The organism is Haloarcula sp. CBA1127 (assembly GCF_001485575.1).
GTDB lineage: Archaea > Halobacteriota > Halobacteria > Halobacteriales > Haloarculaceae > Haloarcula.
On record NZ_BCNB01000006.1, the window covers coordinates 1,429,517 to 1,452,240 of the forward strand.

23 protein-coding genes are annotated in these 22,724 nt (G+C 62.9%); 7 read left to right on the forward strand and 16 right to left on the reverse strand.

Annotated elements, in window-relative coordinates; translation table 11 throughout:
* Nucleotides 1-56 precede the first annotated feature (56 nt).
* Both AV059_RS11810 and AV059_RS11815 read left to right on the forward strand, forming a co-directional pair.
* Complete coding sequence (locus AV059_RS11810) at nucleotides 57-605, forward strand: type IV pilin (protein ID WP_079990760.1); 549 nt, start codon at nucleotides 57-59, stop codon at nucleotides 603-605.
* Nucleotides 606-657: 52 nt separating this feature from the next.
* Nucleotides 658-1,365, forward strand: a complete 708-nt coding sequence (locus tag AV059_RS11815; RefSeq protein WP_058994626.1) for a helix-turn-helix domain-containing protein — start codon at nucleotides 658-660, stop codon at nucleotides 1,363-1,365.
* 121 nt (nucleotides 1,366-1,486) lie between these two features.
* Here AV059_RS11815 and AV059_RS11820 read toward each other — a convergent pair whose 3' ends face one another.
* The 3 genes from AV059_RS11820 to AV059_RS11830 all read right to left on the reverse strand — a co-directional run bounded on the left by AV059_RS11820 (nucleotide 1,487) and on the right by AV059_RS11830 (nucleotide 4,452).
* Nucleotides 1,487-2,008 (reverse strand): GrpB family protein, encoded by a 522-nt coding sequence (locus AV059_RS11820; protein ID WP_058994628.1) that lies wholly within the window; start codon nucleotides 2,006-2,008, stop codon nucleotides 1,487-1,489.
* Nucleotides 2,009-2,329: 321 nt separating this feature from the next.
* Nucleotides 2,330-3,667, reverse strand: a complete 1,338-nt coding sequence (gene hmgB / locus AV059_RS11825) for a hydroxymethylglutaryl-CoA synthase (RefSeq protein WP_058994631.1) — start codon at nucleotides 3,665-3,667, stop codon at nucleotides 2,330-2,332.
* Between the two features lie 98 nt (nucleotides 3,668-3,765).
* Nucleotides 3,766-4,452 carry a hypothetical protein gene (locus AV059_RS11830; RefSeq protein ID WP_058994633.1) on the reverse strand — a complete coding sequence of 229 codons (687 nt, stop codon included), beginning with the start codon at nucleotides 4,450-4,452 and terminating at the stop codon, nucleotides 3,766-3,768.
* Between the two features lie 181 nt (nucleotides 4,453-4,633).
* On the opposite strand from AV059_RS11830, the gene AV059_RS11835 reads away from it, so the two are divergent.
* Complete coding sequence (locus AV059_RS11835; RefSeq protein ID WP_058994635.1) at nucleotides 4,634-5,383, forward strand: hypothetical protein; 750 nt, start codon at nucleotides 4,634-4,636, stop codon at nucleotides 5,381-5,383.
* A 19-nt stretch (nucleotides 5,384-5,402) separates the two neighbouring features.
* Here AV059_RS11835 and AV059_RS11840 read toward each other — a convergent pair whose 3' ends face one another.
* A complete protein-coding gene (locus AV059_RS11840; RefSeq protein WP_058994637.1) occupies nucleotides 5,403-7,415 on the reverse strand; it encodes a hypothetical protein in 2,013 nt (670 codons plus the stop codon).
* A 46-nt stretch (nucleotides 7,416-7,461) separates the two neighbouring features.
* Complete coding sequence (locus AV059_RS11845; RefSeq protein WP_058994639.1) at nucleotides 7,462-8,043, reverse strand: DUF2150 family protein; 582 nt, start codon at nucleotides 8,041-8,043, stop codon at nucleotides 7,462-7,464.
* A gap of 213 nt (nucleotides 8,044-8,256) precedes the next feature.
* Between AV059_RS11845 and AV059_RS11850 the strand changes: the two genes are divergently transcribed.
* Nucleotides 8,257-8,565 (forward strand): hypothetical protein, encoded by a 309-nt coding sequence (locus tag AV059_RS11850; RefSeq protein WP_058994641.1) that lies wholly within the window; start codon nucleotides 8,257-8,259, stop codon nucleotides 8,563-8,565.
* Between the two features lies 1 nt (nucleotide 8,566).
* On the opposite strand, the gene AV059_RS11855 is transcribed toward AV059_RS11850, so the two are convergent.
* Nucleotides 8,567-9,790, reverse strand: coding sequence for a mechanosensitive ion channel family protein (locus AV059_RS11855; RefSeq protein WP_058994643.1), 1,224 nt, complete (start codon nucleotides 9,788-9,790; stop codon nucleotides 8,567-8,569).
* Between the two features lie 94 nt (nucleotides 9,791-9,884).
* Nucleotides 9,885-10,793 carry a pyridoxal 5'-phosphate synthase lyase subunit PdxS gene (pdxS, locus tag AV059_RS11860; RefSeq protein ID WP_058994645.1) on the reverse strand — a complete coding sequence of 303 codons (909 nt, stop codon included), beginning with the start codon at nucleotides 10,791-10,793 and terminating at the stop codon, nucleotides 9,885-9,887.
* Nucleotides 10,794-10,959: 166 nt separating this feature from the next.
* On the opposite strand from pdxS, the gene AV059_RS11865 reads away from it, so the two are divergent.
* A complete protein-coding gene (locus tag AV059_RS11865; RefSeq protein WP_058994647.1) occupies nucleotides 10,960-11,727 on the forward strand; it encodes a DUF1405 domain-containing protein in 768 nt (255 codons plus the stop codon).
* Nucleotides 11,728-11,763: 36 nt separating this feature from the next.
* Here the strand turns inward: AV059_RS11865 and AV059_RS22415 are convergent, their stop codons facing one another.
* From AV059_RS22415 to AV059_RS11895, 7 genes are all read right to left on the reverse strand, one after another.
* Complete coding sequence (locus AV059_RS22415; RefSeq protein WP_195156653.1) at nucleotides 11,764-11,940, reverse strand: hypothetical protein; 177 nt, start codon at nucleotides 11,938-11,940, stop codon at nucleotides 11,764-11,766.
* Between the two features lie 93 nt (nucleotides 11,941-12,033).
* Nucleotides 12,034-14,706: a valine--tRNA ligase gene (locus AV059_RS11870; RefSeq protein ID WP_058994649.1), complete on the reverse strand. Its 2,673-nt coding sequence runs from the start codon at nucleotides 14,704-14,706 to the stop codon at nucleotides 12,034-12,036.
* A 231-nt stretch (nucleotides 14,707-14,937) separates the two neighbouring features.
* The gene (locus tag AV059_RS11875; protein ID WP_004957733.1) at nucleotides 14,938-15,855 is read right to left on the reverse strand and encodes a DUF6293 family protein; all 918 of its coding nucleotides are present in this window, start codon (nucleotides 15,853-15,855) and stop codon (nucleotides 14,938-14,940) included.
* A 69-nt stretch (nucleotides 15,856-15,924) separates the two neighbouring features.
* The gene (locus AV059_RS11880) at nucleotides 15,925-16,356 is read right to left on the reverse strand and encodes a DUF2892 domain-containing protein (RefSeq protein WP_004957731.1); all 432 of its coding nucleotides are present in this window, start codon (nucleotides 16,354-16,356) and stop codon (nucleotides 15,925-15,927) included.
* A 102-nt stretch (nucleotides 16,357-16,458) separates the two neighbouring features.
* On the reverse strand, nucleotides 16,459-17,985 hold the full coding sequence (locus AV059_RS11885; RefSeq protein ID WP_058994651.1) for a sodium:solute symporter: 1,527 nt from the start codon (nucleotides 17,983-17,985) through the stop codon (nucleotides 16,459-16,461).
* Between the two features lies 1 nt (nucleotide 17,986).
* Nucleotides 17,987-18,196, reverse strand: coding sequence for a DUF3311 domain-containing protein (locus AV059_RS11890; RefSeq protein ID WP_058994653.1), 210 nt, complete (start codon nucleotides 18,194-18,196; stop codon nucleotides 17,987-17,989).
* Between the two features lie 103 nt (nucleotides 18,197-18,299).
* Nucleotides 18,300-18,644, reverse strand: coding sequence for a tRNA-binding protein (locus AV059_RS11895; protein ID WP_058994655.1), 345 nt, complete (start codon nucleotides 18,642-18,644; stop codon nucleotides 18,300-18,302).
* Between the two features lie 51 nt (nucleotides 18,645-18,695).
* Here AV059_RS11895 and AV059_RS11900 point away from each other — a divergent pair, with 51 nt between their 5' ends.
* Together AV059_RS11900 and dnaG are read left to right on the forward strand one after the other, a co-directional pair.
* On the forward strand, nucleotides 18,696-19,406 hold the full coding sequence (locus tag AV059_RS11900) for a sugar phosphate isomerase/epimerase (protein ID WP_058994658.1): 711 nt from the start codon (nucleotides 18,696-18,698) through the stop codon (nucleotides 19,404-19,406).
* A gap of 180 nt (nucleotides 19,407-19,586) precedes the next feature.
* On the forward strand, nucleotides 19,587-20,924 hold the full coding sequence (gene dnaG / locus AV059_RS11905; RefSeq protein WP_058994660.1) for a DNA primase DnaG: 1,338 nt from the start codon (nucleotides 19,587-19,589) through the stop codon (nucleotides 20,922-20,924).
* Here the strand turns inward: dnaG and AV059_RS11910 are convergent.
* Nucleotides 20,921-21,337, reverse strand: coding sequence for an N-acetyltransferase (locus tag AV059_RS11910; protein ID WP_058994662.1), 417 nt, complete (start codon nucleotides 21,335-21,337; stop codon nucleotides 20,921-20,923). The two genes, dnaG and AV059_RS11910, sit on opposite strands and share 4 nt — an antisense overlap.
* Nucleotides 21,334-22,692 (reverse strand): DUF92 domain-containing protein, encoded by a 1,359-nt coding sequence (locus AV059_RS11915; RefSeq protein WP_058994663.1) that lies wholly within the window; start codon nucleotides 22,690-22,692, stop codon nucleotides 21,334-21,336. Before AV059_RS11915 ends, AV059_RS11910 begins: the two co-directional genes overlap by 4 nt.
* Nucleotides 22,693-22,724 lie beyond the last annotated feature (32 nt).

The window sequence follows — 22,724 nt, forward strand, 5'->3', positions numbered from 1 at the left end:
AGTACCGGTCTACTGCTGAGGTTTTTATTGGAAGCAACGGGCAGCCTGTCCCACCAGTGGCCGGACGAAATCTCTCTCGTGACCCTCGCGGCGTCAGCCCAGTCATCGGCGTCGTCCTCATGCTCTCGATTACTGTCTTTCTGGCTGCGGCAGTCGGCGGATTTGTGGTCACTGCGAGCAGCGACCTGAACCAGCGGACGCCCACTGTCGCCCGCTCGACCGGAGATTTCGTGACTGGCCCATCGGGTGGATGCGGCGTCAACACGGTGTCGATTCGACACGCCGGCGGCGACCCGGTTCCGGCCGACGAACTGACAATCGCTGTTGCACTCCCCGACAGCGACGCTCGCATCGTCGACCTGCCAGTCTCCGGGACGGCGCTGTCAGCGAGCAACATTGACGACCCGGACAACGTCGTCTATGATTACTGTGTCGGCGGTGTCATCGCCAACGGCGGCCAGCGGTGGTCAGCGGGCCGGGCCATCACGTTCCAACTGAACGCCGGCGGCGAGACCGTTGAGCCCGGCGACACCATCGAGGTACGCGTCGTTCACGCCCCATCAAACAGTGTCCTTGCTGCCGTCGAACTGACCGCCCGCCGGTAAGCGCCCGTGGTTCCGATACCCTTTTATTCGCGACCCTCCAGCGTGTGAACTAATGGCAGGGGGCGCACGCGACGACCTCGCGGAAAAAATGGCGGGTGAGGTGGCACTGAGCGACGACCCAGGGGCGACCCTGCGGAAGTGGCGCACTGACTTCGACGTTGCACAGACCGAACTCGCCGACGAACTCGACGTCTCCCCGTCCGTGGTCTCGGACTACGAGAGCGGGCGGCGCGACAACCCCGGTATCGGCGTGGTCAGGCGACTCGTCGTCGCCCTGCTCGACATCGACGAGAACCGCGGTGGCGACCACATCCGTCAGCACGCCCGCGTGCTTTCGGCTGGGTTCGACAGCGACGTGGTCCACGACCTCCGCGAATACTCCGCGAATGTGGGTGTCGAGCGCGTCTACGACGCCATCGACGCCGAGGAACTGTTCCGGGGTAGTCAGGACACTGTCGCGGGCCACACCGTCATCAACTCCATCGCCGCCATCACGCGCCTCTCCTCGGACGAGTTCTACCAGCTGTACGGCCAGTCGACGAACCGCGCGCTCGTGTTCACGAACGTGACCCGCGGCGAATCTCCACTGGTCGCGCTCCGCGTCGTCTCACCGACGCCCAACGCCGTCATCCTCCACGGGCTCAACGAGGATGCTGTCTGGGACCACGCGGAAGATCTGGCCCGCATCGACGACTTCTCGCTGGCGATCACTGACACCGATCTCGAGGACGTGCTGGGCGGCCTGCGAGAGCTTCCCTGAGCGAGCCGGTTCTGACCGTACTGTTTCGCGCTCGCCGACGCACTCTCTGGAAAACGACTGCTGTCGTGACTGCGATCTCTTTGTGCACCGGACAGCGTGACATAACTGCTCCGTCGGACTGCTACTCACTCATTGCACTGTCAAGTACATCTCGAATGAAATCACTTTTTTCAGCAGTGTATCTCTCTCGTCTTTTCGGGTATTTCTCCGCTAGCGCCCTCTTTAGCGACGCATATTGTTCAGCAACCTCTGGATGTTCTCTGAGGTACTCCCTGAAGGCGATTTTTTCGTGATAGAAATCACTATCACATTCCACGAGTGAAAGGTAGTACGTCCGGTTCGTACGTGGACCTTTGGCGAAGAATAGCCGACCGCATACGTCTTCATCGGGTCGGTGCTCATACCCGTTCTGTTCAAGAACTGGAACCAACGCTCCCGCTTCTTCCAGACTCTCGACAACTGCAAGGATATCGATTATCGGTTTCGCTGGCAAGCCTTCAATTGCGGTACTACCGATGTGTTCGAAATCGAGCAGTCGCTCACCAGCAACGGTTTTCAGGCGCTCAACTTCTTCCTCATAGGAGGCTTTCCACCTCTCTCGATACTGTACGAGTTTGACTGTCCCTCGTTCCAACCCGATCATTGGCTCCTCGGTTACGGTTCAAGCACGCATCTGGTGGAGAACTGATAAATAGTTGTTGCATACTGCTCACTGCCGACGCAAATAGTGCTGGTATATTCACAGCAGCCCATAATACGTTCCTCGCTACTCCCCATGCCTGTCGTCGTCGCTCTTTTTTGAGGGCCGCTCACTACGTTCGCCCTCTCGCTGCTCACGGGTCACTGCGTTCCCCCTCCCCTCGCTATTCGAGGTTCTCGCTCGCGCTGCTCGCCTCGAATCTCGCTATTCTCGCGGCTACGCCGCTCGTCGTGTACGAGACCCCTCGCTTTGCTCGGGCTCTCGCTATTCCACGTACCGATATTTCCGCTCACCCATCCGGCCCCAGCCGTCGAAGGCGAACTCCTTTTCTGGTGCGGTGAACTCCTCGACATCGGCCTCAGTATCGTGATTATGGACGTCGTGGACCTGTTCGTACTCCGCAAAGGTGAGCTCGTGGCGGTTCCGGATCTGCTCGTCGATGTTGAGCGCGCCGATCTCCTCCTCCCAGCCGGGGACAATGGTTTCGGCGTGGACCTCCGCCTGTGCGCCGGACCCGTAGGAGGCAACTAACAATTGAGCTTCGTCCAGATCTAGTCCGTTCTCACGGGCGTGTTTCAGGCCGGCGGCGCGGGCGATGTGGACGGAACCGGTGTACCAGTTCCCGACCTCCCGGGAGATCTCGAGCGTCGGCTCGATGGTGTTAGCGTACCAGTCCTGATAGCGCTCGGTTTCCGTGAGTGCGTCGGTGTACTCCTTGATAGCCGCGTGGAACTCGTCGTCAGTCTCGAAGTCCGCGCGCATGGGCTGGTGACCGATCTCCTCGGCCATCAGGTCGCCCACGTCGGTGCCGCGGATGATGTGTCGGTAGCCGAGTGCCGCGGCCTTCCGGACCATCCCTGGGAACGGCGTGTGGAACGGAATCATCTTGTAGTCGCCCGGGTGGATATCGCCGGCCACCTCCGCGAAGTCCTCCAGCGCCTCGCGCATGCGAGCGAGGTAGACGTTCACCGAGCGCTTGCCGTCGACGGACGGGAACTGCTGATTGGGCTTGAGGAAGTCAGTTTCGTCGGCGCTGCCGTACCCCTGTTCGGTCGAGAGTTCGACCAGATTCGGGTCTTCGTCAACGAGCATCGCCACCGCGCCGGCTCCCTGCGTGGCCTCGCCGGGGTCGTCGCGGGCGTACAGTGCGGTGTCAGTTGCGATGACGAGCGCGGCCCGACCGCGGTTCCGTCCGGCGCGGATCCAGTTGTATGCGTCGTCGAGGCTCTGTGTCCCGGAGATACAGGCGAACTTCCGCTCGCCCTTGTTGGCGTGGTGGAAGTTCTCGTCGTACACCTGTTCGAGACAACCCGCGATGTACGTCGAGACGGGCTTCGAGTTGTCGAAGGCACTCTCAGTCGCCACGTCGATGCGGCCGATGTCCTCGGGTGTCAGCCCCTTGCGCTCCATCAGACGATGGGCCGCGTTCGCCCCCATCGTGACGATGTCCTCGTACACGTCCGGGAACGACGAGGCACGCAGGCCGAGCCCCTTCGTGTACTTCCCCGGATCGTCCCCCTGGGCCGGCGCGAACGTCTGCGCGAGGTCGAGTTTGAGCTTCCCGGTCCAGATCTCCATAGCGTCGATACCGACTGCAGTCATACGTCTAGCGTCAGCGTGGATGTATATGGGCTTGTCGACTTCTCTTTCGACGGTTGACTAGTATTGCGCCGATGGGCCGCGAACGCTCTGTGAGACAGTTACTCGCTGGTCGTCGGTTCCGTACTAAAAGAGAAATCGACCATGCATTCGCCTTCGAGAACGTCGTACGGCTCATCCGGTGACGGAACGGCACGCGACCAGTCGGTGTTGTTGACCACGAGCCGATACGTCCCCGGTGAGATGGTAATCCGATTGTCGCGGATGTTCGTTTCGTGGAACCGCGACACCTCACCAGCGTATCGGGCCCGGTAGCGGCTCTGGAACGCCCGATATTCTTCTTCGGTGAACAGAATGACATCCACGGCCGGGCCACGCCGAACGATGAGGTCGTAGGTGAGCGTCGTCTGGCCGGTCACCTTGACCGTGAAATCCTGATGCTCGTTTTCTTCCAGACGGAATGTCGTATCGACCGACCGGTGGTTCGGCTCGGGTGTTGGCGTCGGTGTCTCGGTCTCGACCTGCAGCCGTGCTGACGTTTCCGTAGAACTATTCGTCTGTGACGCCTCGGCGCGCTGTGCTGTCGGGGTATCCGCTGAAGTCCCAGCACTGTCCGCCGCTGGCGTTGTGGCAGCCCCAGTGTGATCAGTTGTGGCAGCACGCTGTGACGCTGTCGGTTCTGGGACAGGCGTCGTCTCGGATTCCTGGTCAGGCCGACTCCCGAGACAGCCGGCGGAGAGCGCGGCGAGTACCGAGACCCCAAAGCCGCGCCGCGACAGGTCACCCATACCTCAGCACACGCAGCCACAGTAAAGATGTTTACGGGCGGGTTTTCGTCGCTGGTAATCGGAGCGCCGATTCTGTCCAAACATATTTGTGGAGAGAGAGCCGAATCTACGCCGTTCAAGCCAGTTCCGGGATAAATGTATCCCAGATATCAGTTCTCGGAACGGTACAGGGACGTTTCATATGAAGAGATCGGTCATCACACTCGGTTTGGTAGTTCTGGCGGCACTCAGTGTCTCGGGACTCGCAGGAGTAGCGGTCGAGGGGACGCTTGGTGCAGCCGCGACCCAGTCAGCACCGGTGGAATCCACGGAACCATCACCAGCAGCGACGCCCAGTGCAGAAAGTGCGTCACCGGCGACGCCGAGTAGCGAGGAGACTGCGGCCGGAGTGACGCAGTCCGCAGAATCTACCGCGACCCCGGACACGGCACAGACCACGCCAGCTGATTCGGGGACGGCTATCGATACGGCCCGCCTCGAAGACCGGCTTGTGGCGGCAATCAACGACCGACGTGGCAACCCGATTGCCAACGACGCCGTCGACGGCTCCCTCTCGGATGAGACCAAAACTGGCCAGACGCTGTCAGCCATGGCCGGCAACCACAGTGAGCGAATGGCTGCACAGGGATTGGCCTCCCCGATTGCGAACGGGTCAGACACGACAGACCGGTACGCGGCCGCCGGACTGTCCGAGCAGTGCCGCCTCCGCCACGAAGGGAACGCGTACATCCGCCCGGTGACCGACCTCGAACTGGTCACGAGCGTCGACCCCAACGGCGCGAACGCGACGCGGGTCGCCGATACTGTCGCAGACCACTGGTTCGACCTCTCCGGCCCCCGTGACACGTTGTACGTGGCGAACGCGAACCACATCGGCGTCGGCGCGGCGACTGCCGACGGTGTCGTCTACATTACCGTAAATCTCTGCTGAGATCTATCGACAAAGACTGTTACACCACTTTACGGACCGTGTCGGCGTTCCCTTCTGCGTCGACGACACGGAGCGCTACTTTCGTGCCAGACGACACACTTCTCTTCTCTAATATCTGGCCGTTCGCATCGTCGAAGATACCGTCGCCGTCGAGGTCCCACTCGTAGGCTGCGATGTCTCCCTGCGGACTGGACTGGCTGGCATCGAAATCCCATTTCCCGTTCGATTCTCCCCCGTTGGAGGTTATCGTGAAGTCCGCGTTCGGTTGCGCGTTCGTGTTCGCGCCGCCGGGGGTGACCGTGAACATCTTCGAATCGGTACCGCCACTCGATAGCTCGTAGGTGACGGTTATCGTGACGCTCTCTCCGGTCATATCTATCTCGGAAGAGCCAAAGAAGGTATCCTGAATGAACTCGAACAGGTGGAATGTCGCCGTTGACGTATCGGACAGTACTGGGTTTGGACCGTTCAGGCTGCCATCACTGTCGACATCAACAGTCCGTGGGACATCTGTTCCGCCACCGAAGTCGGTATATCCGTTAGTGTCTGCCTGAATATATACTTCGTTCTCTTGTGGTGCTGGGTCACGGTCGTTGCTAAAGGTGTCACTGAGTCGGATTATATCGTCGTTAACCGGGTCGATTGCCACCGTCGTTATTGTGATCTCCTCGCCTAATTCATTGGTGACACTAAACTGGACGCCCCCATCAACGCCCCCATCAGTGTTCCCATTGCTGTTGAGGGCAATAGCGTCCTCGTTGTAGATGAGACCTGTGTTGCCGGACTCGCCCCCGGATCCTTGATTTGCCTCCGTCACCGTCACCTGCACCGTGACATCTTCAGGCGTCTCGCCATCGAACGAACCGTTGACCTCATCTAAGCTGAACTGGACGGTGTATGTTCCAGTTGCCATCGACTGGCCTGCCTCGTAGACGAACCTGACGCGACCGTCGCTGTCGGACGATTGTGTGTCCGTGGTAAGGGACCCAGCGTTGCTTCCATCGACTGAGCCGTTAATTTCGATATCGCTTACAGGATTGTTGTACGCGTCCCGGGCTTCCAGTACAATCTCTTCGTCGTCGCCCTTCGCGACAGTAACATCTTCACTGCCGACTGTCGTGAGGTACGCGTCACTTTCGTCGGTGTCGCCCGATCCGACGCCCGCTTTCGCCATTTTCAGGCGATACGTGGAGCCTCGTTCGAAAACGAGAGTGACGTTATAGAGCGAGCCCGGTCCCTCGGCTCCAGTGACACTCGCGACGTACTGTTCATTGCCTTTGTTGCCTGGATTCGGGTCGATTTCGTCGTCGAGAAGCACTCTCCACTCCGATGCCGGAAGTCGTGAGAGAAACGACACTGAGACGTTTGCTGTCGCCGTCGTATTTGTTACACGGACCGTTCGGGAGGACTGGGACTTTGGCTCTACGTCGACCGTAACCGAATCACTTGCCGAGCGGCTCATCGACCCGTTGAGTGCGACGAGCGTGATGTCGCGCCCGTCGACCATCGCCTGTTCCGAGAGCGTGATGTTCCCCTCGCGGAACTGGTTGTAGACGACCGAGTGCTCGTAGACCGTTTCCGGGGCCTCTCCGTAGACGTTGTACTCCGGCTTGTAGGCGATGGCCCCCGTGTTGTAGTGCCGCGGTGTGGTTCCGTCCCAGTAATCTGCCGTCTCAGGGGTGCGTGCCTCGGCGTTGCGAATCGTGAGGTTTTGGGACTCGTTGCTGGTCCCATCTGTGTACAGCAACCCCGACGGCGGCCCGGGATTCGTCGCCACCAGCCGACTCGGGTATCGCGTCCCCAGCTGGACCGAGACGGCTTGCTGGCTCGGCTGTCCCGGCACGGAGACGATGGCGTTTCGCAGGTCCTGCAACTGCGTCTGGACCTCCTGATTATGATTGAACTCCACCTCCTGGTTTTGCTCCGGGACGGCAAACGCCTGATACGAGGAGAAGGCGATGATAAGCACGCCGAACAGCAGTACAGCTCCGACCTGTACTGACTGCGCGCGCTCATCGCCCGTGAAAGTCATGGCGATGAGTTGCGGAGACGGCGATAAAAACCTGACTGCCGAATTATCAACTCTCGTCTTCTTCGACGACTTCCGGGTCGCTCATTGCGGTCTGAAGACTGTCAAGTCCGTTGACCCACTCGGAGACGAGCCCGTATTCGAGGTTCTCAGCGACCTCCATCGGGAGCTCCGACCCGCCGATGATCTGCGTACCGGCTTGCACACAGTAGCCCAGCGCCGCATCGAGGTCCTCCTCCGCTTCCGCGTCCGCGGCGGCCTCGATGTAGTCGGTGATGGTCGCGTCGTCCGCGGGACCTTCAGCAACGAACTCCTCGGCCGCGTAGAACACGCACAAAAGCGAGGTCTGGACGCCGTCGATCAGCATCACGGTCTCCTCGTCGTCGATGTCGATGTCGTCGAGAACGATCTCTCGGACGCCGGTAAGCTCGTCGATGGTCGCCTCTTCGTCGAGCGGCCCGTCCTCGTAATCGGTGAGAATCTTCGCGACCGCGATCGCGGCGTCGTCCTGAAGGTTCAACAGAAGCCGTGCCGAATCCTCGTCTTCAGGGTCGACTTCTTCTTCCTCGATACGGTCTAGCCAGTTCTGCCAGCGTTCTTCGGTGTAATACTCCCCCGGCGGAGTGCTCATATCACTCCGTTCGTCCCGTTGGGGATAGTAGTTTCGACCGGCGGCCGCTCCGCCGCGGCGTGTCTACCATCCAGAGCGAACAGTAAAATACGGATTCAGAGCCTGTGGGACATGTTATGTGGGATTATCGGATCGGCTATGTACTCCGGATATGTGTCACGGTCGCCTTCGAGAAACGTACTTTTATCACCGCAGGGTGTGCTATGTAACACCATGTCACAGCTGCAGCCGGTCCCGACTCGTGGCCGATCCCTCGACCCGGCCGCAGTCGCCGCGCTGGCCGAACGTGTCGGTCTGGTGCTGATAGCTGCGGCGCTGCCGGTCGCCGTCGGCGCATTCGCCGGGTTGGCCCTCACTGCCGGGTCGCTCTCGGCCGCGAGCGATGCTGCGACCGCCGCGATGAGCGGGCCACTGACAACAGAGCAGGGGCTGTCCTGGCTGTTCTACGTCAGCACGCTCGGGACCGCACTGGGATGCTGGGTTCTCGGACTGGGGCTCCTTCTCGACGGTCTCGATCTGTAGGTCAGCCGTCGCCGTCCGGACGCATCTCCACGCCGCCTTCCAGCGCCTCCTCGTCCGCCGCGTCCACGCGGTTCGAGAGGGTCCGCTGTGGGAACGGGATGGAGATGTCTTCCTCGTCGAAGGTAGCTTTCACACCCCGGACGACTGCCGAGATGGCGCGCCACTTCCGCGGCGGTGTCGGGTGATCGATCCAGAACCGGAGTTCCATCACCACAGCGGAGTCCCCGAAGTCCTTCGGAACGACGTCCGGCGTCGGTGAATCGACGACGTGTTCGATGTCGGCCATCGCCTCGCGGGCGAGGTCCATCGCCCGGTCAACGTCAGTGTCGTAGTCCACACCAATGTCGACCGTGAGGCGCAACAGCCCCTTGCGACTGCGGTTCGTCACCGCGCGGTCGCTCACGCGGTCGTTCGGAATGATAACGAACTCGCCGTCGAAGTTCTCCAGCCGTGTGTTGAAGATGGTGATATCGGTCACGATCCCTTCCTGGTCGCCGACGAGCACCCAGTCGCCGATGGTGAACGGGCGGGAAAACATCAGGACGAAGCCGGCGATGAGCGAACCGAGCGTCTGTCTGGCGGCCAGACCGACAACAATACCGAGGAACCCAGCCCCGACGAGCAAGCCACTGAGATCGATGCCCCAGACGGCGAAGACCGTCGCACCGATAGTGACGAAGACGGTGACCTGCCCCAATCGGAGGAGGATCTCCTCCTGGTGTTCGGTGAAGCCGGTAACAGCCTGACTGAACCGGCCGATCCACCGCTGCATCTGGTCGGACAGGACAAAGGCCAGCATGACGAGAACGATCGTCTGTATCGTCGCCAGTACTGACTGATCGCTCCCGTCGAGGTACGGCCCAACCGTCTGGACGATATCGAGAACGCCCCAGACGATGAGGAACGAGACGACGACGAGAACGACCATCGAGAACTGGGCGATCCGGAGAAACACGCCGCGGATGGTCGTCGGCGTGTAGTCGGCCATGACCTGCACCCAGTCGCCGGTCCGGTCAGCGGCGACGGCCCGGAGTCGGGAGAGGACTGCTGGAACGACGACGACACTGACAAGCAGGACGATCAAGAGGATGAGCGTCGCGACGAGTCGACCCTGCGCCGCGACCAACTGGTCCAGCGACCGCTGTAACACGGTAAAGAGTTCCAGAAGGCCTTCACCGGTATCGTTGGCCGCTGGCGTGGGCGTTGCCGTCCCCTGCACAGCCACCTATCGCCGCCGTAGGAACTTGTGTCTTCGTCTTTGTGCGGCGGTCTGTACGGTGTCTGATACCGAAACAAAAAGCGACTGGTCGCGGTTCCCGTTAGACGCCGCGACCCTGCAGCTGCTCTTCTTCGTCTAGGTCCGCGTTCGCCTGGCCTTTCATCCCCTTGCCGGGGTTCTTTGCGATCTCCTTGAGCTGTTCGGGATCGTCGTAGTTGTTGACCGCCGCGACGACGGACTCGCCCATCGCCTGGGGGTTCTCCGCGCCGAAGATACCAGAACCGACGAAGATGCCGTCACAGCCGTGTTGCATCATCAGTGCGGCGTCGGCGGGCGTCGCGATGCCGCCGGCCGCGAAGTTGACGACCGGCAGCCGGCCGCGGTCCGCCGTCTCGTGGACGAGCCGGCGGGGCGCACCGTGTTCGCGGGCCCACTCGTCGCGCTCCTCGTAGGCCATCCCTTCGAGCATCCCGATGGAGCGTTGGATGTTCCGCTGGTGCGTGACAGCCTGATTCACATCACCAGTGCCTGCCTCGCCCTTCGTGCGAATCATTGCCGCGCCCTCGTCGATGCGGCGCAGCGCCTCGGCGAGGTTCCGGGCTCCGCAGACGAACGGTGCAGTGAACTCGCGCTTGTCGATGTGGTAGCGGTCGTCGGCCTGCGTCAGCACTTCTGACTCGTCGACCATATCCGCGCCAGCGGCTTCCAGAATCTGGGCCTCGGCAGTGTGGCCGATGCGGGCCTTGCCCATCACCGGAATCGACACTTCCTCGATGATCTCTTCGAGCTTGCTGGGGTCAGCCATTCGGGCGACACCGCCCCGCTTGCGGATGTCGGCCGGGACCGACTCTAGGTGCATCACGGCAACCGCGCCGGCGTCCTCGGCGATTCGGGCTTGCTCACGGTTGACGACGTCCATGATGACGCCGCCCTTCTGCATCTTCGCGAAGCCGCGCTTGACGAGGTCAGTCCCGCGACGGAGGTCCTCGAGGTCGGTCTCTTCAGTCATTACCCAGACTTAGGACTGGATTTACTTAACGCGTGTCCTTTCGCGGGACAGAACGCCGTTTGACCCACCCGCAGAGGACCCAATATCTGGCCAGTGACCACAATATTCTTTCGGGGACGGGGCTGAGACCACTACCGTTTTCATCGCGTCTCCCCACTGCATCGACATGGCTCCGGACGAGGGTGTCGGCGGGCGCATCGACGCGGCTGTCGCGCGGGTGTTCAGCCGGCGGCTCCCCGATACCGAGGGACTCCCGCGGTACGTCGCGCCGCTACCAGCGTGGCTGGAGAACGTCGGGCTCAGACTCGCCTGGCCCATCGCGCTCGTCAATCTGGTCGGGACGCTGTTCGGCTTCTGGTACTACGCCGGCCGGCCGCTGAACACAGCGCCGCCGCTCGTGGAGGGCCAGCTCGGTGCGGCTCCGCTGGCTGCCTACCCGCTGATTCCGGACTCGCCCGTGGCAACGATGTTCATCGGGCTCTCACTGGTTGCCTGGCGGCTCGACTGGGACACGCAGTGGCTCCACATGCTCGGCTTCTTCGGCTGCATCAAGCTCGGCCTGTGGACGCCATACGTTCAGCTCGCTCTCAACGGTCCCGGTGGCATTCCGCTGTGGCTCTACTGGTTCCTGATTCTGAGCCATCTGGCGATGGCCACCGAGGCATTTCTCATCCACCGCTACGCGAGCTTCTCGGTCATGTCCGTCGCCGTCGCGGTGTTCTGGTACGGCTTCAACGACGTGGTCGATTACTTCGTCCCGATTCTGGACGGCCCCCACCACACCTGGCTCCGGGCTGAGCCGCTGGTCACGGGCGGGTTTGACCACACGGTGCTCGCCCACGACCTCGCGGCGGGCTGGGCGGTCGTGTTGACGCTCCTGGCGACGTTTCTCGCACTGGCGACGCGCGTAGAGAAGGTAAAACGGCAGGCGTGACCGGCGCTGTCCTCCGATGGCGGTTCCGGTAGCGTTTCAGGTCGTAAACCCGTCCTCTGCCTCGCGCTCGTCGAGGACCCACTCCAGTTCCTCGATAGCGCGCAGGATGGCGACCTCGGCCTCGTCTTCTAGCTCGGTCGACGGCGGGTCGTGCTTGTCGTACTCGTCCTGCAGCGCCTCGATGCGGTCCCGAATCCGCTCCTCTGTTCGCATGGTTCAAATGACCGGACCCGCAGGTCTTGATGCTACTGGTCCCGGCGATGGGTGCGAACGCAGTGAGTCTGTGACAGAAAAAACGCAGCGAGCCTACCGAACCACGACGACGGCGCTTTCGGTTTCGGTCATCTCGCCCTCGCCGGAGTAGGTCCGGGACTCCTCGACAGCGAACATCTCGTCGTCAAGTTCGACACCGGCGACCTGCAGCGTGTCGCCGTCGATCTCGTAGTCGCCGTCCTCGATAGCGGCGTCGATAGCGCCGACTTCGCTTCCGAACTCGGGGCCGACGAGCGAGTAGTCGAGGTCGATGCCGCTGACCTCGGTCGTGATATCCGGGGCCTCGTCGTAGGTGTCCAGCTGGGCCACGTGCATCGCCTCGGCGACGGCGTCCTCGAAGCCGGCGATGTGGCCGAACACCTCGACGTGGTCGAGGTCGGCGTTCAGCGGCAGCCCGTTCTCGGTCTTGTACCGCCGGAGCGCGGAGACGACCTCCATCGCCGTCTCGCCTGCTTCGAGGTCGGCCTCGTAGCCGCCCGAAGTCGGCCAGTCCGTCGTGTGGATTGAGCTATCGTCCTCGTAGCACCGCTCCCACAGTTCCTCCGTGATGTGCGGGAGGAACGGTGCGAACAGCTGCAGGAAGGTCCGATGAGCCTGCAGGAGCGTGAACTCGGTCGACGTATCTTCCCCATCCGAAAGCCGCTGCTTGGCGATTTCGAGGTAGTCGTCACAGAACGTGTTCCAGAAAAAGGACCGGAGTTCGTTCCGGGCCTTCGAGAACTCATAGTCCTCGAACTTCGTCGTGACTGACTCGACGGTTGCGTCCAGTTCGGCCAGCAGCCACTCGTCGACTGCGGCGAAGTCGTCTGGCTCGTCTGGCTGACTCGCAGGCGTGAGCTGGTCGACCAGCCGCGAGGCGTTCCAGAGCTTCTGGAGGAGTCGCTCACCAGCTTCGAGGTCGCCCTCCTTGTACGGGAAGTCGTCGCCGATGGAGGTGCCGGCGGCCCAGTAGCGGGTGGCGTCGACCGGGAACTCTTCAAGCACCTCGCTTGGCGGGATGACGTTGCCCTTGGACTTGGACATCGCCTCGCGGTTCTCGTCCAGCACCATCCCGTTTATCATCACGTTCTCGAATGGCACCTCGCCGGTGTGCTCGTAGCACTTGACGACGGTGTGGAACAGCCAGAATGAGATGATGTCGTGACCCTGCGGGCGCAGGTCGAAGGGGTACAGCTCCGGCAGTTCCATGGTGAACGACTCGCTGTCGGCGTCCCAGTCCCAGCCAGCATTCACGAGCGGGGTTAGCGACGAGGTCGCCCACGTGTCGAAGACGTCTTCCTCGGGCGTCAGCGAGTCGTGGCCACACTCGGGGCAGCTCTCGACCGGCGGGCCGTCCGACAGCGGGTCGACCGGGAGCTGCTCGCGCTCGGCCATCACAGGCTCGCCGCAGTCGTCGCAGTACCACACCGGAATCGGGATGCCCGAATCGCGCTGGCGGGAGATACACCAGTCCCATTCGAGCCCTTCGATCCAGTGCTCGTAGCGGGTAGCCATCTTCTCGGGGTACCACTCCATCTGGCGGCCGGCCTCGATGTACTCCTCTTTCTTATCGAGCAGCTCGATGTACCACTGCTCGGTGACGAGGTACTCGACTTCCTCTTCACAGCGCTCGTGGACCTGCACAGTGTGGTCGTGGTCGCGACTCTCAAGCAGCGAGCCCTCCTCGCGTAGGTCTTCGATGATGGCATCGCGGGCCTCGGTGGTGTGCATTCCCTCGTACTCGCCGGCCACATCCGTCATCGTCGCGGACTCGTCGATGGCGAGCCGGAGCGGCAGGTCGTGAGCCTGATACCACTCGATGTCGTTCTGGTCGCCGAACGTACAGCACATGACGATGCCGCTGCCGGTCTCCATGTCGACACGCTCGTCGGCGATGACGGGAACCTCCTGCTCGAAAAGGGGCACTCGCGCACTGCCACCGACGAGGTGCTGGTTCTCGTCGTCGTCGGGATGGACGAAGACGGCGACACACGCCGGCAGTAGCTCGGGGCGGGTCGTCGAAATGGTGAAGCTCGCGTCCTCGTCGGCCGGTCCCTCGCCCGTCTCGACGAGGTCGAAGGCGATGTCGTTGAACAGCGTCGACTTGTCTTTGTCCTCCTGTTCGACCTGTGAGATGGCCGTTTCACAGTCCGGACACCAGATGGTCGGCGCGCGCTGACGGTACTCCCGACCCTGTTCGTAGAGGTCGAGGAAGGATAGCTGCGAGACCCGCTGAACATCCGGCGCGATGGTCTTGTAGGTGTTGTCCCAGTCGATGGATATCGCAAGCGACTGCACGTCCTGCGTGAACTCATCCTCGAACTGCGTACACACGTCGCGGCACTTCTCTTGGAACTCCCGGCGCGGGTAATCCTGATGTCGAATGTCGAGTTCGCGCTCGGTGAGTCGCTCCGAGGCGATACCGTTGTCGTCGTAGCCGAAGGGGAAGTAGACGGTGTCGTCGCGCATCCGGTGGAAGCGGGCGACGAAGTCCTGCAGCGTGAACTGGTAGAGGTGGCCCATGTGGAGGTTCCCCGACACCGTCGGCGGCGGCGTGTCGATGGTAAAGCGAGTGTCGGCGTCCTCGTCGTAGGCGTAGGTCTCGTCGGCGACCCACTGGTCCTGCCACTCTGGCTCTACCTCGCGGGGGTCGTACTCCCCGTCGAGGGCGTTCTCTGATTTGTCTGCGGTCGATTCGTCCTGCGGTGGGTCCTGTGTGTCACTCATATTCAAACGGTGGGTGTAACACCCGGGTAGCATCTGGCTGCAGCGTGGTTATCAGCGGTGCGTGCGTCGATTTGGAGCGGTGATGTGGGGCGTGGGGGCCCCTACACCGACGGGCGCGAGAACCAGCGTTCGGGAGAGTCGACGCACCATCTGTACAATACTCCGCCAACGGCAGGATTAATGACTTCGGTTTTCGCTGGCGTTCCAGCAGCTTCTGGACACCGCCACTCTTTACGGCAGGTCGGACTCGCGGTGCTCACGGTCCTCGGCGGAGTGGGCGCGGACCCACAGCTGTCCGATGCGCGAGAGCGTTGTTCGGTAGGACTTCCCGTGTTCTTCCTGCTCGATGTACCCTTTTCCACCGGGGCCGAGCCGGTCGACGTTGTAGATGACCTTCGAGCGGAAGGAGTCGGTGTACTCCTCACCGAGGTCCCGGGCCAACTGCTGTGCTAGCTCGGAGACGGACTCGAACTCGCCGTGTTCGCCCAGCGTAAAGAGGATGACCTCCTCGAAGGGCTTGACGTTCGAGAAGGAGGCGACGGGAAGCTCGACCACGTGGGAGCCGTCGATCTCCTTCGCGCCGATGGTCGTCCCCCGCTCGTCGAACTCCGATAGCAGGTCCCGCGCGGTTTCCAGTCGGTCGTCGATGCGCTCGTCGACTTCTTCGCCCGTGCGCATATCCTCCAGCATGTCGATCTGCTTGCGCAGTTCTTCGGCGAGTTCCGTCTCCAGATACTTCTCAGGGACCGTGTAGTAGGTGTGGATGCGGTCCCGGTCACCCTCGCGCTCGACCATAATCGAGTGGGCCGCGGTCGCAAAGGCAAAGGAGACAGTCCGGGGCATCGCGGAGACGTTGACCCACACCTCGCTGCCCGCGTCGAGTTCCGCGTTGATGAGTTCGAAGGCCTGCTCGAAGGCCTCGTCGTAGTCGTACACGTCGGCGACGACGAACCGCTCGGTTTCGGCCCCGAGCAGATTCTGATAGTCCTTTTCCAGCTTCTCAGCGAGGTTGCGCGAGTACTCGACGTTGGCCTCGCTGCCGACCGCCCCCTCAAGCAGGATGACGCGGTCAACGTCGAGTTGCTCGCGCACCAGCGGCGCGATGAGCCGGTCGTAGTCGAACCCGACCGGGACGATGTGGGTCTGCATATGTGAAAGACTGGGACGGTGATTATAAAAAGAACCAGACTCGGGCTGCTGAGCGTTTATGCCGGCGCGTTACTCGCAGGTCTCGTGGACGATAGCGCCTTCATCGTTCGGCCCACGGCGCTCCCCGGGAACGATAGGGTCCTCGCAGACGGCGCAGGTCAGCTCGCCGCTGGCGTGGCCGTTCGCGGTTTCGGTGTCGTCAGCGGACGTAAAGTCCACGCTCACGTCCGTCGACTCGTCGGCTGCCGGCTCGTCGTCTGCGCCACTCGGTGCAAACACGTCGTCGTCGCTCCCACTCGTCGTATCGATGTCGAGCGTGTCGTTGAAGCCACAGTAGCCCGTCGAGGCGTTGAAGCCCAGGCCGAGCGCGCCGATTCCGGCGAGCAGGCCGCGCTTGCGCTTCCCACTGCGAAGCCAGCGCAGGGAGACGATTGTCAGGACGACTGCCAGCACCGCTCGGATCAGGCGGTCTCGACCGCCGACGTTCTTATCGGAGTCCATACCTGCACATTGGTCTGGATGCTTTTGTAGGTTTACATGTCCGACGGTGGCCGCCGTCCGGTGGTTGTCACGGTGAACGGTCAGCACCGGACCGACCGGGTCTCAGTCGCTTTCGACGCCGGAGACGGCGTATGCGGTGCGGTCCTCGGTCGCCGCGGGGGCAGTCACCAGCGAGATGGTGACCGTCAACACGAGACCGACCAAGATGCCCACGATGCCCGGCGTCCAGCCGAAGTACGCCGTCGGCAGGGCAACGTCGAGACCGAGCAGTCCCCCAACCGTCGCAAGCACGGGGAAGACGTGCAGGCCGTAGAACACCTGACTCCCGACCACGCCGGCGTACATCCCCGAGCGCGTCGTTCCCTGCCAGTACAGCGCGAGTGCGACGGGAACAGTAAGCTGTGCGAAGCCGCTGAAGGCTGTGTCGCCGATCTGGACCAGCGTCCCCGGCGTGTAGAGGCTCGCAATGAACGAGAGGGTGGCAAAGATGACGACGCCGATGCGGGCGACGAACGCCTCGCGGCGGTCGGTCTCTTCGTTGCTGGCGTCGCCGCGGCCGGTCAGTGGCCGGTAGAGGTCTCGCGTGAGGTACGACGAGCCTGACAGTAGCATCGAGTCGCTGGAGGACATCATCGCGGCCATCGCGCCGGCGATGACCAGTGCGGTGAACCACGTCGGCGTGTACTCGCCCAGCAGCGCCGGGATGACGTTGCCACCCTCTGGGACAGTGATGCCGAGTCCAGCCGCCCAGGCCCCCAGCATGAACGCCGGGACGAACAGGAGGAGGACCAGCACCGGCCAGAGCGCGAACGTGCGCTTGAGCACCTTCTTCGAGCCGGCGGCGAAGAAGCGCTGATTGATTTGCGGGAACATCGTCACGCCGAAGGCGATGCTGACCGCGGTGGAGATGATGTACTGCGGCGTGTAGAGGCCGCCGCCGAGACCGACGAACGCGGGCTCTTCGGACGCCAGCAGGGCCGTCGCCTCGCCCGCACCGCCGACGGCGGAGAGGACCCAGGCGACAGCGACCCAGATCAGCGAGAGCATGAACAGCCCCTGGAGCGTGTCGGTCCAGGCGACGCCGCGCATTCCCGAGAGCGCGACGTAGAGAATCATGAACAGCGTGATGCCGCCGGCTCCGACCCAGAACGGGACCGCGCCGTTCGTGAGACCGACGATGGCTTGCCCGGCCCCCTTCTGCTGGAGCATCACGTACGGGAACAGCCAGACGAGGCTCACAGCGGCGACGACAACGCGGAGCGCCGTCGACCCGAACCGGTCGCCAAGCATCTCGCCCAGCGTCACGTAGCCGTGGCGCTTGCCGACCAGCCACTGCTTGTATCCCAGCACGTACCAGAGGACGGCGAAGATGATGCCATCCATTAGTCCCATCACGAGAATCCATTCGGGGCCGGCGCTGAACGCGAGGTTCGGGCCGCCGAAGAAGGTAAACGCCGACAGCAGCGTCGCAAAGGTGGTAAACAACAGCACGACCGTGCCGAGCGTCCGGCTTGCGAGGTAGTAGTCCTCGGCGGTGCGCTCGGTGAGCCGGTAGGCGACCGCGCCCACCGCGAGCGCGACGACCATGTACGCGCCGACGATACCCAACTGGAGCGCAGTATCGGCCACGTCAGTTCACCTCCTCGACGCCGAGGCCCCAATCGGTGCGCGCGAAGATGGCGAAGACGACGCTCGCAAGCGCCATCCACCCAACGTGCCACCACAGCCAGACGGGCAGTCCGGCCGCGATCGTGCTGGTGTCCCAGAGGAACCACGGCACTGCCAACGCCATCAACACGAGCGCGACGACTGTCCACCCAGCGGCCCTGACCGTACTCATATTACGACAGTCTAGCCGCTGGCGGTACTAATGGGTAACGAACCTTCACTATCTCTTGTTGAAGAACAATCTCCTTCAATACGCCCACGTCACAGAATCATCTTCAATACACCCGCGTCCCCGGCTCGACCTCCCGTTCGGGCGTCAGGTGGACGACGCCGTCCTCGCTGTCGACGCCGGTGACCAGACACTCGCTCTCGAAGCCGGCGATAGAGACCGTCCCGAGGTTGACGACGGCGACGACCTGTGAACCGAGGAGGTCCTCGGGGTCGTACACGTCTGTCAGCCCTGCGGCGGACTGGCGCGTTTCGTCGCCAAACGCCACGTCGAGCTTGTACACGTCTTTACGGGCTTCGGGGAACGGCTCGACGTCGACGATTTCACCAATACGCATCTCTACGTCTTCGAGGAACCGTGCGGGATCGATCTTGGTTTCAGTGAATCCCATGCGCCTCGGTAGTCCGTCCAGTTATTTTATCACAGCGCTCGCAGCAACGGTATGCAGACAGCGATCCAGCTCTGGACTCTCCGCGAGCTCCGGGAACCGCTATCGGACGTACTCGACCGTATCGCGGCTGCCGGTTACGACGGTGTGGAGTTCGCTGGCATCGGCGATCCGGGCGCGTCCCGGCGCGTGCTTGACGAAGCGGGGCTCGGCATTGCCGGCGTCCACGTCCAACTGGAAGACTTGCAGTCCGACCCTCGCACCGTTGGTAATCAGGCCCGGACACTCGACGCGCCGTCTCTGGTTCTCCCGTATCTCGATGACGACCACTTCGCAAGTGAGAGCGCAGTCGAGTCGACGGCGACGCTACTCGAAATGCTTGCGGCGGACTTTGACCGACCGCTACTGTACCACAACCACGACCACGAGTTCGTCCCGCTCGGCGACGGTACCGCCTTCGACGCGCTCGTCGACCAGACGACGATTGGATTCGAATTCGACGCCGGCTGGGCGCACGCGGCGGGACAGGACCCCGTCGCACTGATTCGGCGACTCGACGGGCGCGTTCCAGTCGTCCACCTCAAAGACATGACCGCGGACGGGGAGCCGACCGCCCTCGGTGATGGTGTCGTTCCGCTCAAAGCGGTGGTCGATGCGGCCCGCGAGGCGGGGACTGAGTGGCTGGTCTTCGAGCACGACAACCCCGAGGACCCGGTTGACGCCATTCAGGTCGGTATCGACGGCATGACTCCGCTACTGAAGTGAGTAGCCGACCTCTCGGGAATAGAGTGGTCCACAGAAGCGGTGTCGGGTCGTCGCGTACCTGTGGAAGGGTTTTCGCCATCGACTCGCGTGCGCAAGGTTATTCCGCTGTACTACCCAACATCAGTATAGTGACAGCAGTCCGTCGGAACACCGGTTGACGGGCTGGAAAACAGGACAATCATGCAAGATACGGCGAAATATCTGATACATGCCGACATCACGGCGGCGGGAGTCGTCGAGCGGAGCGACGTCGTCGGCGCGGTGTTCGGCCAGACGGAAGGATTACTCGGCGACGAATTGGACCTGCGGGACCTGCAGGACTCGAAGAAGGTCGGCCGCATCGACGTGGAGATACGCTCGGAGGGTGGACAGTCCTTCGGCGAAATTACCGTCGCGAGCGGCCTCGACAGGGTCGAGACGGCGATTCTCGCTGCGGCACTGGAGACCATCGAACAGGTGGGGCCGTGCCGCGCCGAAATCGAGGTCTCCGAGATCGAGGACGTACGCAGCGCCAAGCGGCGCGAGGTCGTCGAGCGGGCAACGGAACTGCTGAACGACTTCGAGGAGAAGTCTATCCAGACCGCGGACATCGTCGAGACGGTCAGACAGCAGGTCCGGGTCGCCGACGTGACCGACTACGAGGGGCTCCCGGCTGGGCCGCGCGTGGCCGACTCCGACGCGATTGTCGTCGTCGAGGGGCGCTCAGACGTGATGCAACTGCTGAAATACGGCATCAAGAACGCCGTCGCAGTCGAGGGAACTGACGTTCCCGACGCTATTGCGGACCTGACGGCCGGTCGAACGGTGACCTCGTTCCTCGACGGCGACCGCGGTGGGGACCTCATTCTGAAGGAACTCGCGCAGGTCGGCGACGTGGACTACGTCGCCGTCACTCCCAGCGACAAGTCCGTCGAGGACCTCTCCCGCAGCGAGGTGATGTCGGCGCTCCGGGACAAGGTGCCGTACGAGACGGTCGCAAGCGCCAAGAGCCTCGACAGCATCCGCGAAGAGATGTCCCAGGCTGGGGAGTCGACGACCGCTGACGGCGGTGCCGTGGCGGCCGCGATGTCTGAAGACTCCGCTGACGGCCAGCCCACGCCCGGCACGCAGGCCGGGTCGGCCCAGGCCGCAGCAACCGAGGGGGCGACGAGTGTAGCGGACAACTCGAACGCAACCGCTGTGGCGGACGCCGCAACGGACGAAGACGCGACTGGGGGCGGCGAAGAACCGACCATCCCCTCGCTTTCAGACCACATCGAAGCCGTCATTCAGAGCCACAGCGGGACGGCCAGGCTCGTCGACGAGGACGCGACGCTGCTCGCGGAGGACGACGCCAATGCCGTCGTCTCGCTGCTTGCATCCGCTGAGGCCGTTCCCAAGACCGTCGTCATCGATGCCGACTGCTCACAGAAGCTTCTTGATGTCGCCGCCCAGCGCGGCGTCGATGTTGTCGTCGCCGCTGGCCACGGCGAGTACGTCAAACAGCCGACGGCCGTGCAGGTCCGCATCGAGGGTTAGAGGTCTCGAACGAGCAACACGCCGTCACCGTCGTCGTAGTGGTCGGGTAGTTCGTCAGCGACAGAGAACCCGAAGCCGTCGTAGAACGAGCGTGCCCGATTGTCGTCCGCGCGCGCGGTGAGCCGAATCGTCTCGAACTCGCCAGCCCGGAGCCTGTCCAGCAGTCCGTTCATCAGTGTTGTCCCGAGACCCTGCCCTTGCTTCCCGGGTGCGATGGCGAACTCCGCCAGATACGCGACCGGGTGGTCCGGCACGACGAGCGCGTAGCCGAGCGGCTCGCCAATATCGAGCACCAGCACGAGCGGCGGGCCGTCGATTCCGACACCGAGTAGTTCTGGCCACGGCTCGTCAAGCGTGTTCGTCTGAATAGCCCGGAGCCGGGATTCATCCCCAGGACGGGCCTCGCGAATCATGGGAGACCAACGACCAGCACGACGCCGACCCCGGCCAGTGCGGCCGCCAGGGTTGCGAGCATATTGACGCCCTGATTGCCGACGACCGAGCCTTCAACGGTCGCGCCAAGCAGGCTGTCGACGATCATCCCGACCAGCCCACACAGGAGTATGACGCCACTGCCCACTGTGGTGATGTCTTGCGTGAGCGCGGCGATACCGGCGATGATGCCCGCGCCGACGGCCCCGGCGGCCACACCCTGCCAGGTGACGCCGCCGTCAGTGCCCGGCTCAACGGGTTTGAGCGTCGTAATGAGCCGTGGGTTGTCGTAGAGCCCGCCGAACTCACTGGAGAACGTGTCGGTCATCGCGGCGGCGACAGCCCCGGCGAAGGCATAGAAGAACAAGAGCGGGTTGACAGCGATGTGGCTCGGACTCGCCGCCGCCGCGACGACGGCGAACAACGCGACGATGGAGTTTGCGAGTACGTTCCCGCTTCCGCGTGCGCCTTCGTTCTCCTCGGCGATGCCGCGGTCCAGTTTCTCCTCGTAGCGGAACTTCGTCGAGAGGCCACCGAGCGCGAAAAAGGAAATCAGCATGGCGAACCAGCCGAAACCGCCGAGAACGATGGTCAAAAAGGAGAGGAGAACGCCGGTGAGCATCCCCGGGAGGGACGCCGTGTCGAGCGCGTAGGACAGATAGCCGAGCAGGACTGTCACGGCGAGCGCGATGACGACGCGCTGTGCCGTCACCGACGGATCGAGTTCGAAAAACAGCCACAGCAGCAGTCCAACGGTGAGCATCACCAGCGGGTCGTCCCGTTCGAACAGGACCGAGCGAAGCAGGGCAGCGACGAACGCGCCGCTGGCGGCGAGAAACAGCACGAGTGGAATGTCGACAGCGGCCGCCCCCTCACCGACGGCGGCCTGAATCCGCGTCCCGAGCACCTGCCCCGCGACGCCGGCAATGAAGCCGACGAGGACGAAGCCCGCAGTTGCGACCACCTCGTCGGAGCGGACGGTGTACGCGAGTCGCTGGCCGAGGTTCCCGTAGGCGACGATGACGACGACGCCGACGAACACCGGCACCGGTAAACTGAACCGAACGGCAAGCAGCGCGAGCCCGGCGGCGGCAAGCGAGAAGGCCGCCAGGCCGTACAGTTTCCCGTCCTCGTAGTCACCGGGGCGCGCGAACAGGTCGAACAACCGCGAGTCCTGTCCGATGACCGTGACGCCGAGCGCGGCGACGAGGACGAAGGGTGCGATAGCGGCGACAGTCGCGAGTTCGAGCGAGCGAAAGCCCGTTGCGGCCGGAACGGCGACCGCGAGGGTCCCCACGGCGGCGAACGCACCTGCCCGACGGACTGTGCCAGTCACGTCCCACCGGTATCCCCGAGAGGCACTTACCC

Coding starts and splice junctions, on each gene's coding strand:
- AV059_RS11815 (WP_058994626.1), top strand. CDS start 658: ATGGCAGGGGGCGCACGCGACGACCTCGCGGAAAAAATGGCGGGTGAG.
- AV059_RS11820 (WP_058994628.1), bottom strand. CDS start 2,008: ATGATCGGGTTGGAACGAGGGACAGTCAAACTCGTACAGTATCGAGAG.
- hmgB (WP_058994631.1), bottom strand. CDS start 3,667: ATGACTGCAGTCGGTATCGACGCTATGGAGATCTGGACCGGGAAGCTC.
- AV059_RS11830 (WP_058994633.1), bottom strand. CDS start 4,452: ATGGGTGACCTGTCGCGGCGCGGCTTTGGGGTCTCGGTACTCGCCGCG.
- AV059_RS11835 (WP_058994635.1), top strand. CDS start 4,634: ATGAAGAGATCGGTCATCACACTCGGTTTGGTAGTTCTGGCGGCACTC.
- AV059_RS11840 (WP_058994637.1), bottom strand. CDS start 7,415: ATGACTTTCACGGGCGATGAGCGCGCGCAGTCAGTACAGGTCGGAGCT.
- AV059_RS11845 (WP_058994639.1), bottom strand. CDS start 8,043: ATGAGCACTCCGCCGGGGGAGTATTACACCGAAGAACGCTGGCAGAAC.
- AV059_RS11850 (WP_058994641.1), top strand. CDS start 8,257: ATGTCACAGCTGCAGCCGGTCCCGACTCGTGGCCGATCCCTCGACCCG.
- pdxS (WP_058994645.1), bottom strand. CDS start 10,793: ATGACTGAAGAGACCGACCTCGAGGACCTCCGTCGCGGGACTGACCTC.
- AV059_RS11865 (WP_058994647.1), top strand. CDS start 10,960: ATGGCTCCGGACGAGGGTGTCGGCGGGCGCATCGACGCGGCTGTCGCG.
- AV059_RS22415 (WP_195156653.1), bottom strand. CDS start 11,940: ATGCGAACAGAGGAGCGGATTCGGGACCGCATCGAGGCGCTGCAGGAC.
- AV059_RS11870 (WP_058994649.1), bottom strand. CDS start 14,706: ATGAGTGACACACAGGACCCACCGCAGGACGAATCGACCGCAGACAAA.
- AV059_RS11875 (WP_004957733.1), bottom strand. CDS start 15,855: ATGCAGACCCACATCGTCCCGGTCGGGTTCGACTACGACCGGCTCATC.
- AV059_RS11880 (WP_004957731.1), bottom strand. CDS start 16,356: ATGGACTCCGATAAGAACGTCGGCGGTCGAGACCGCCTGATCCGAGCG.
- AV059_RS11890 (WP_058994653.1), bottom strand. CDS start 18,196: ATGAGTACGGTCAGGGCCGCTGGGTGGACAGTCGTCGCGCTCGTGTTG.
- AV059_RS11895 (WP_058994655.1), bottom strand. CDS start 18,644: ATGGGATTCACTGAAACCAAGATCGATCCCGCACGGTTCCTCGAAGAC.
- AV059_RS11900 (WP_058994658.1), top strand. CDS start 18,696: ATGCAGACAGCGATCCAGCTCTGGACTCTCCGCGAGCTCCGGGAACCG.
- dnaG (WP_058994660.1), top strand. CDS start 19,587: ATGCAAGATACGGCGAAATATCTGATACATGCCGACATCACGGCGGCG.
- AV059_RS11910 (WP_058994662.1), bottom strand. CDS start 21,337: ATGATTCGCGAGGCCCGTCCTGGGGATGAATCCCGGCTCCGGGCTATT.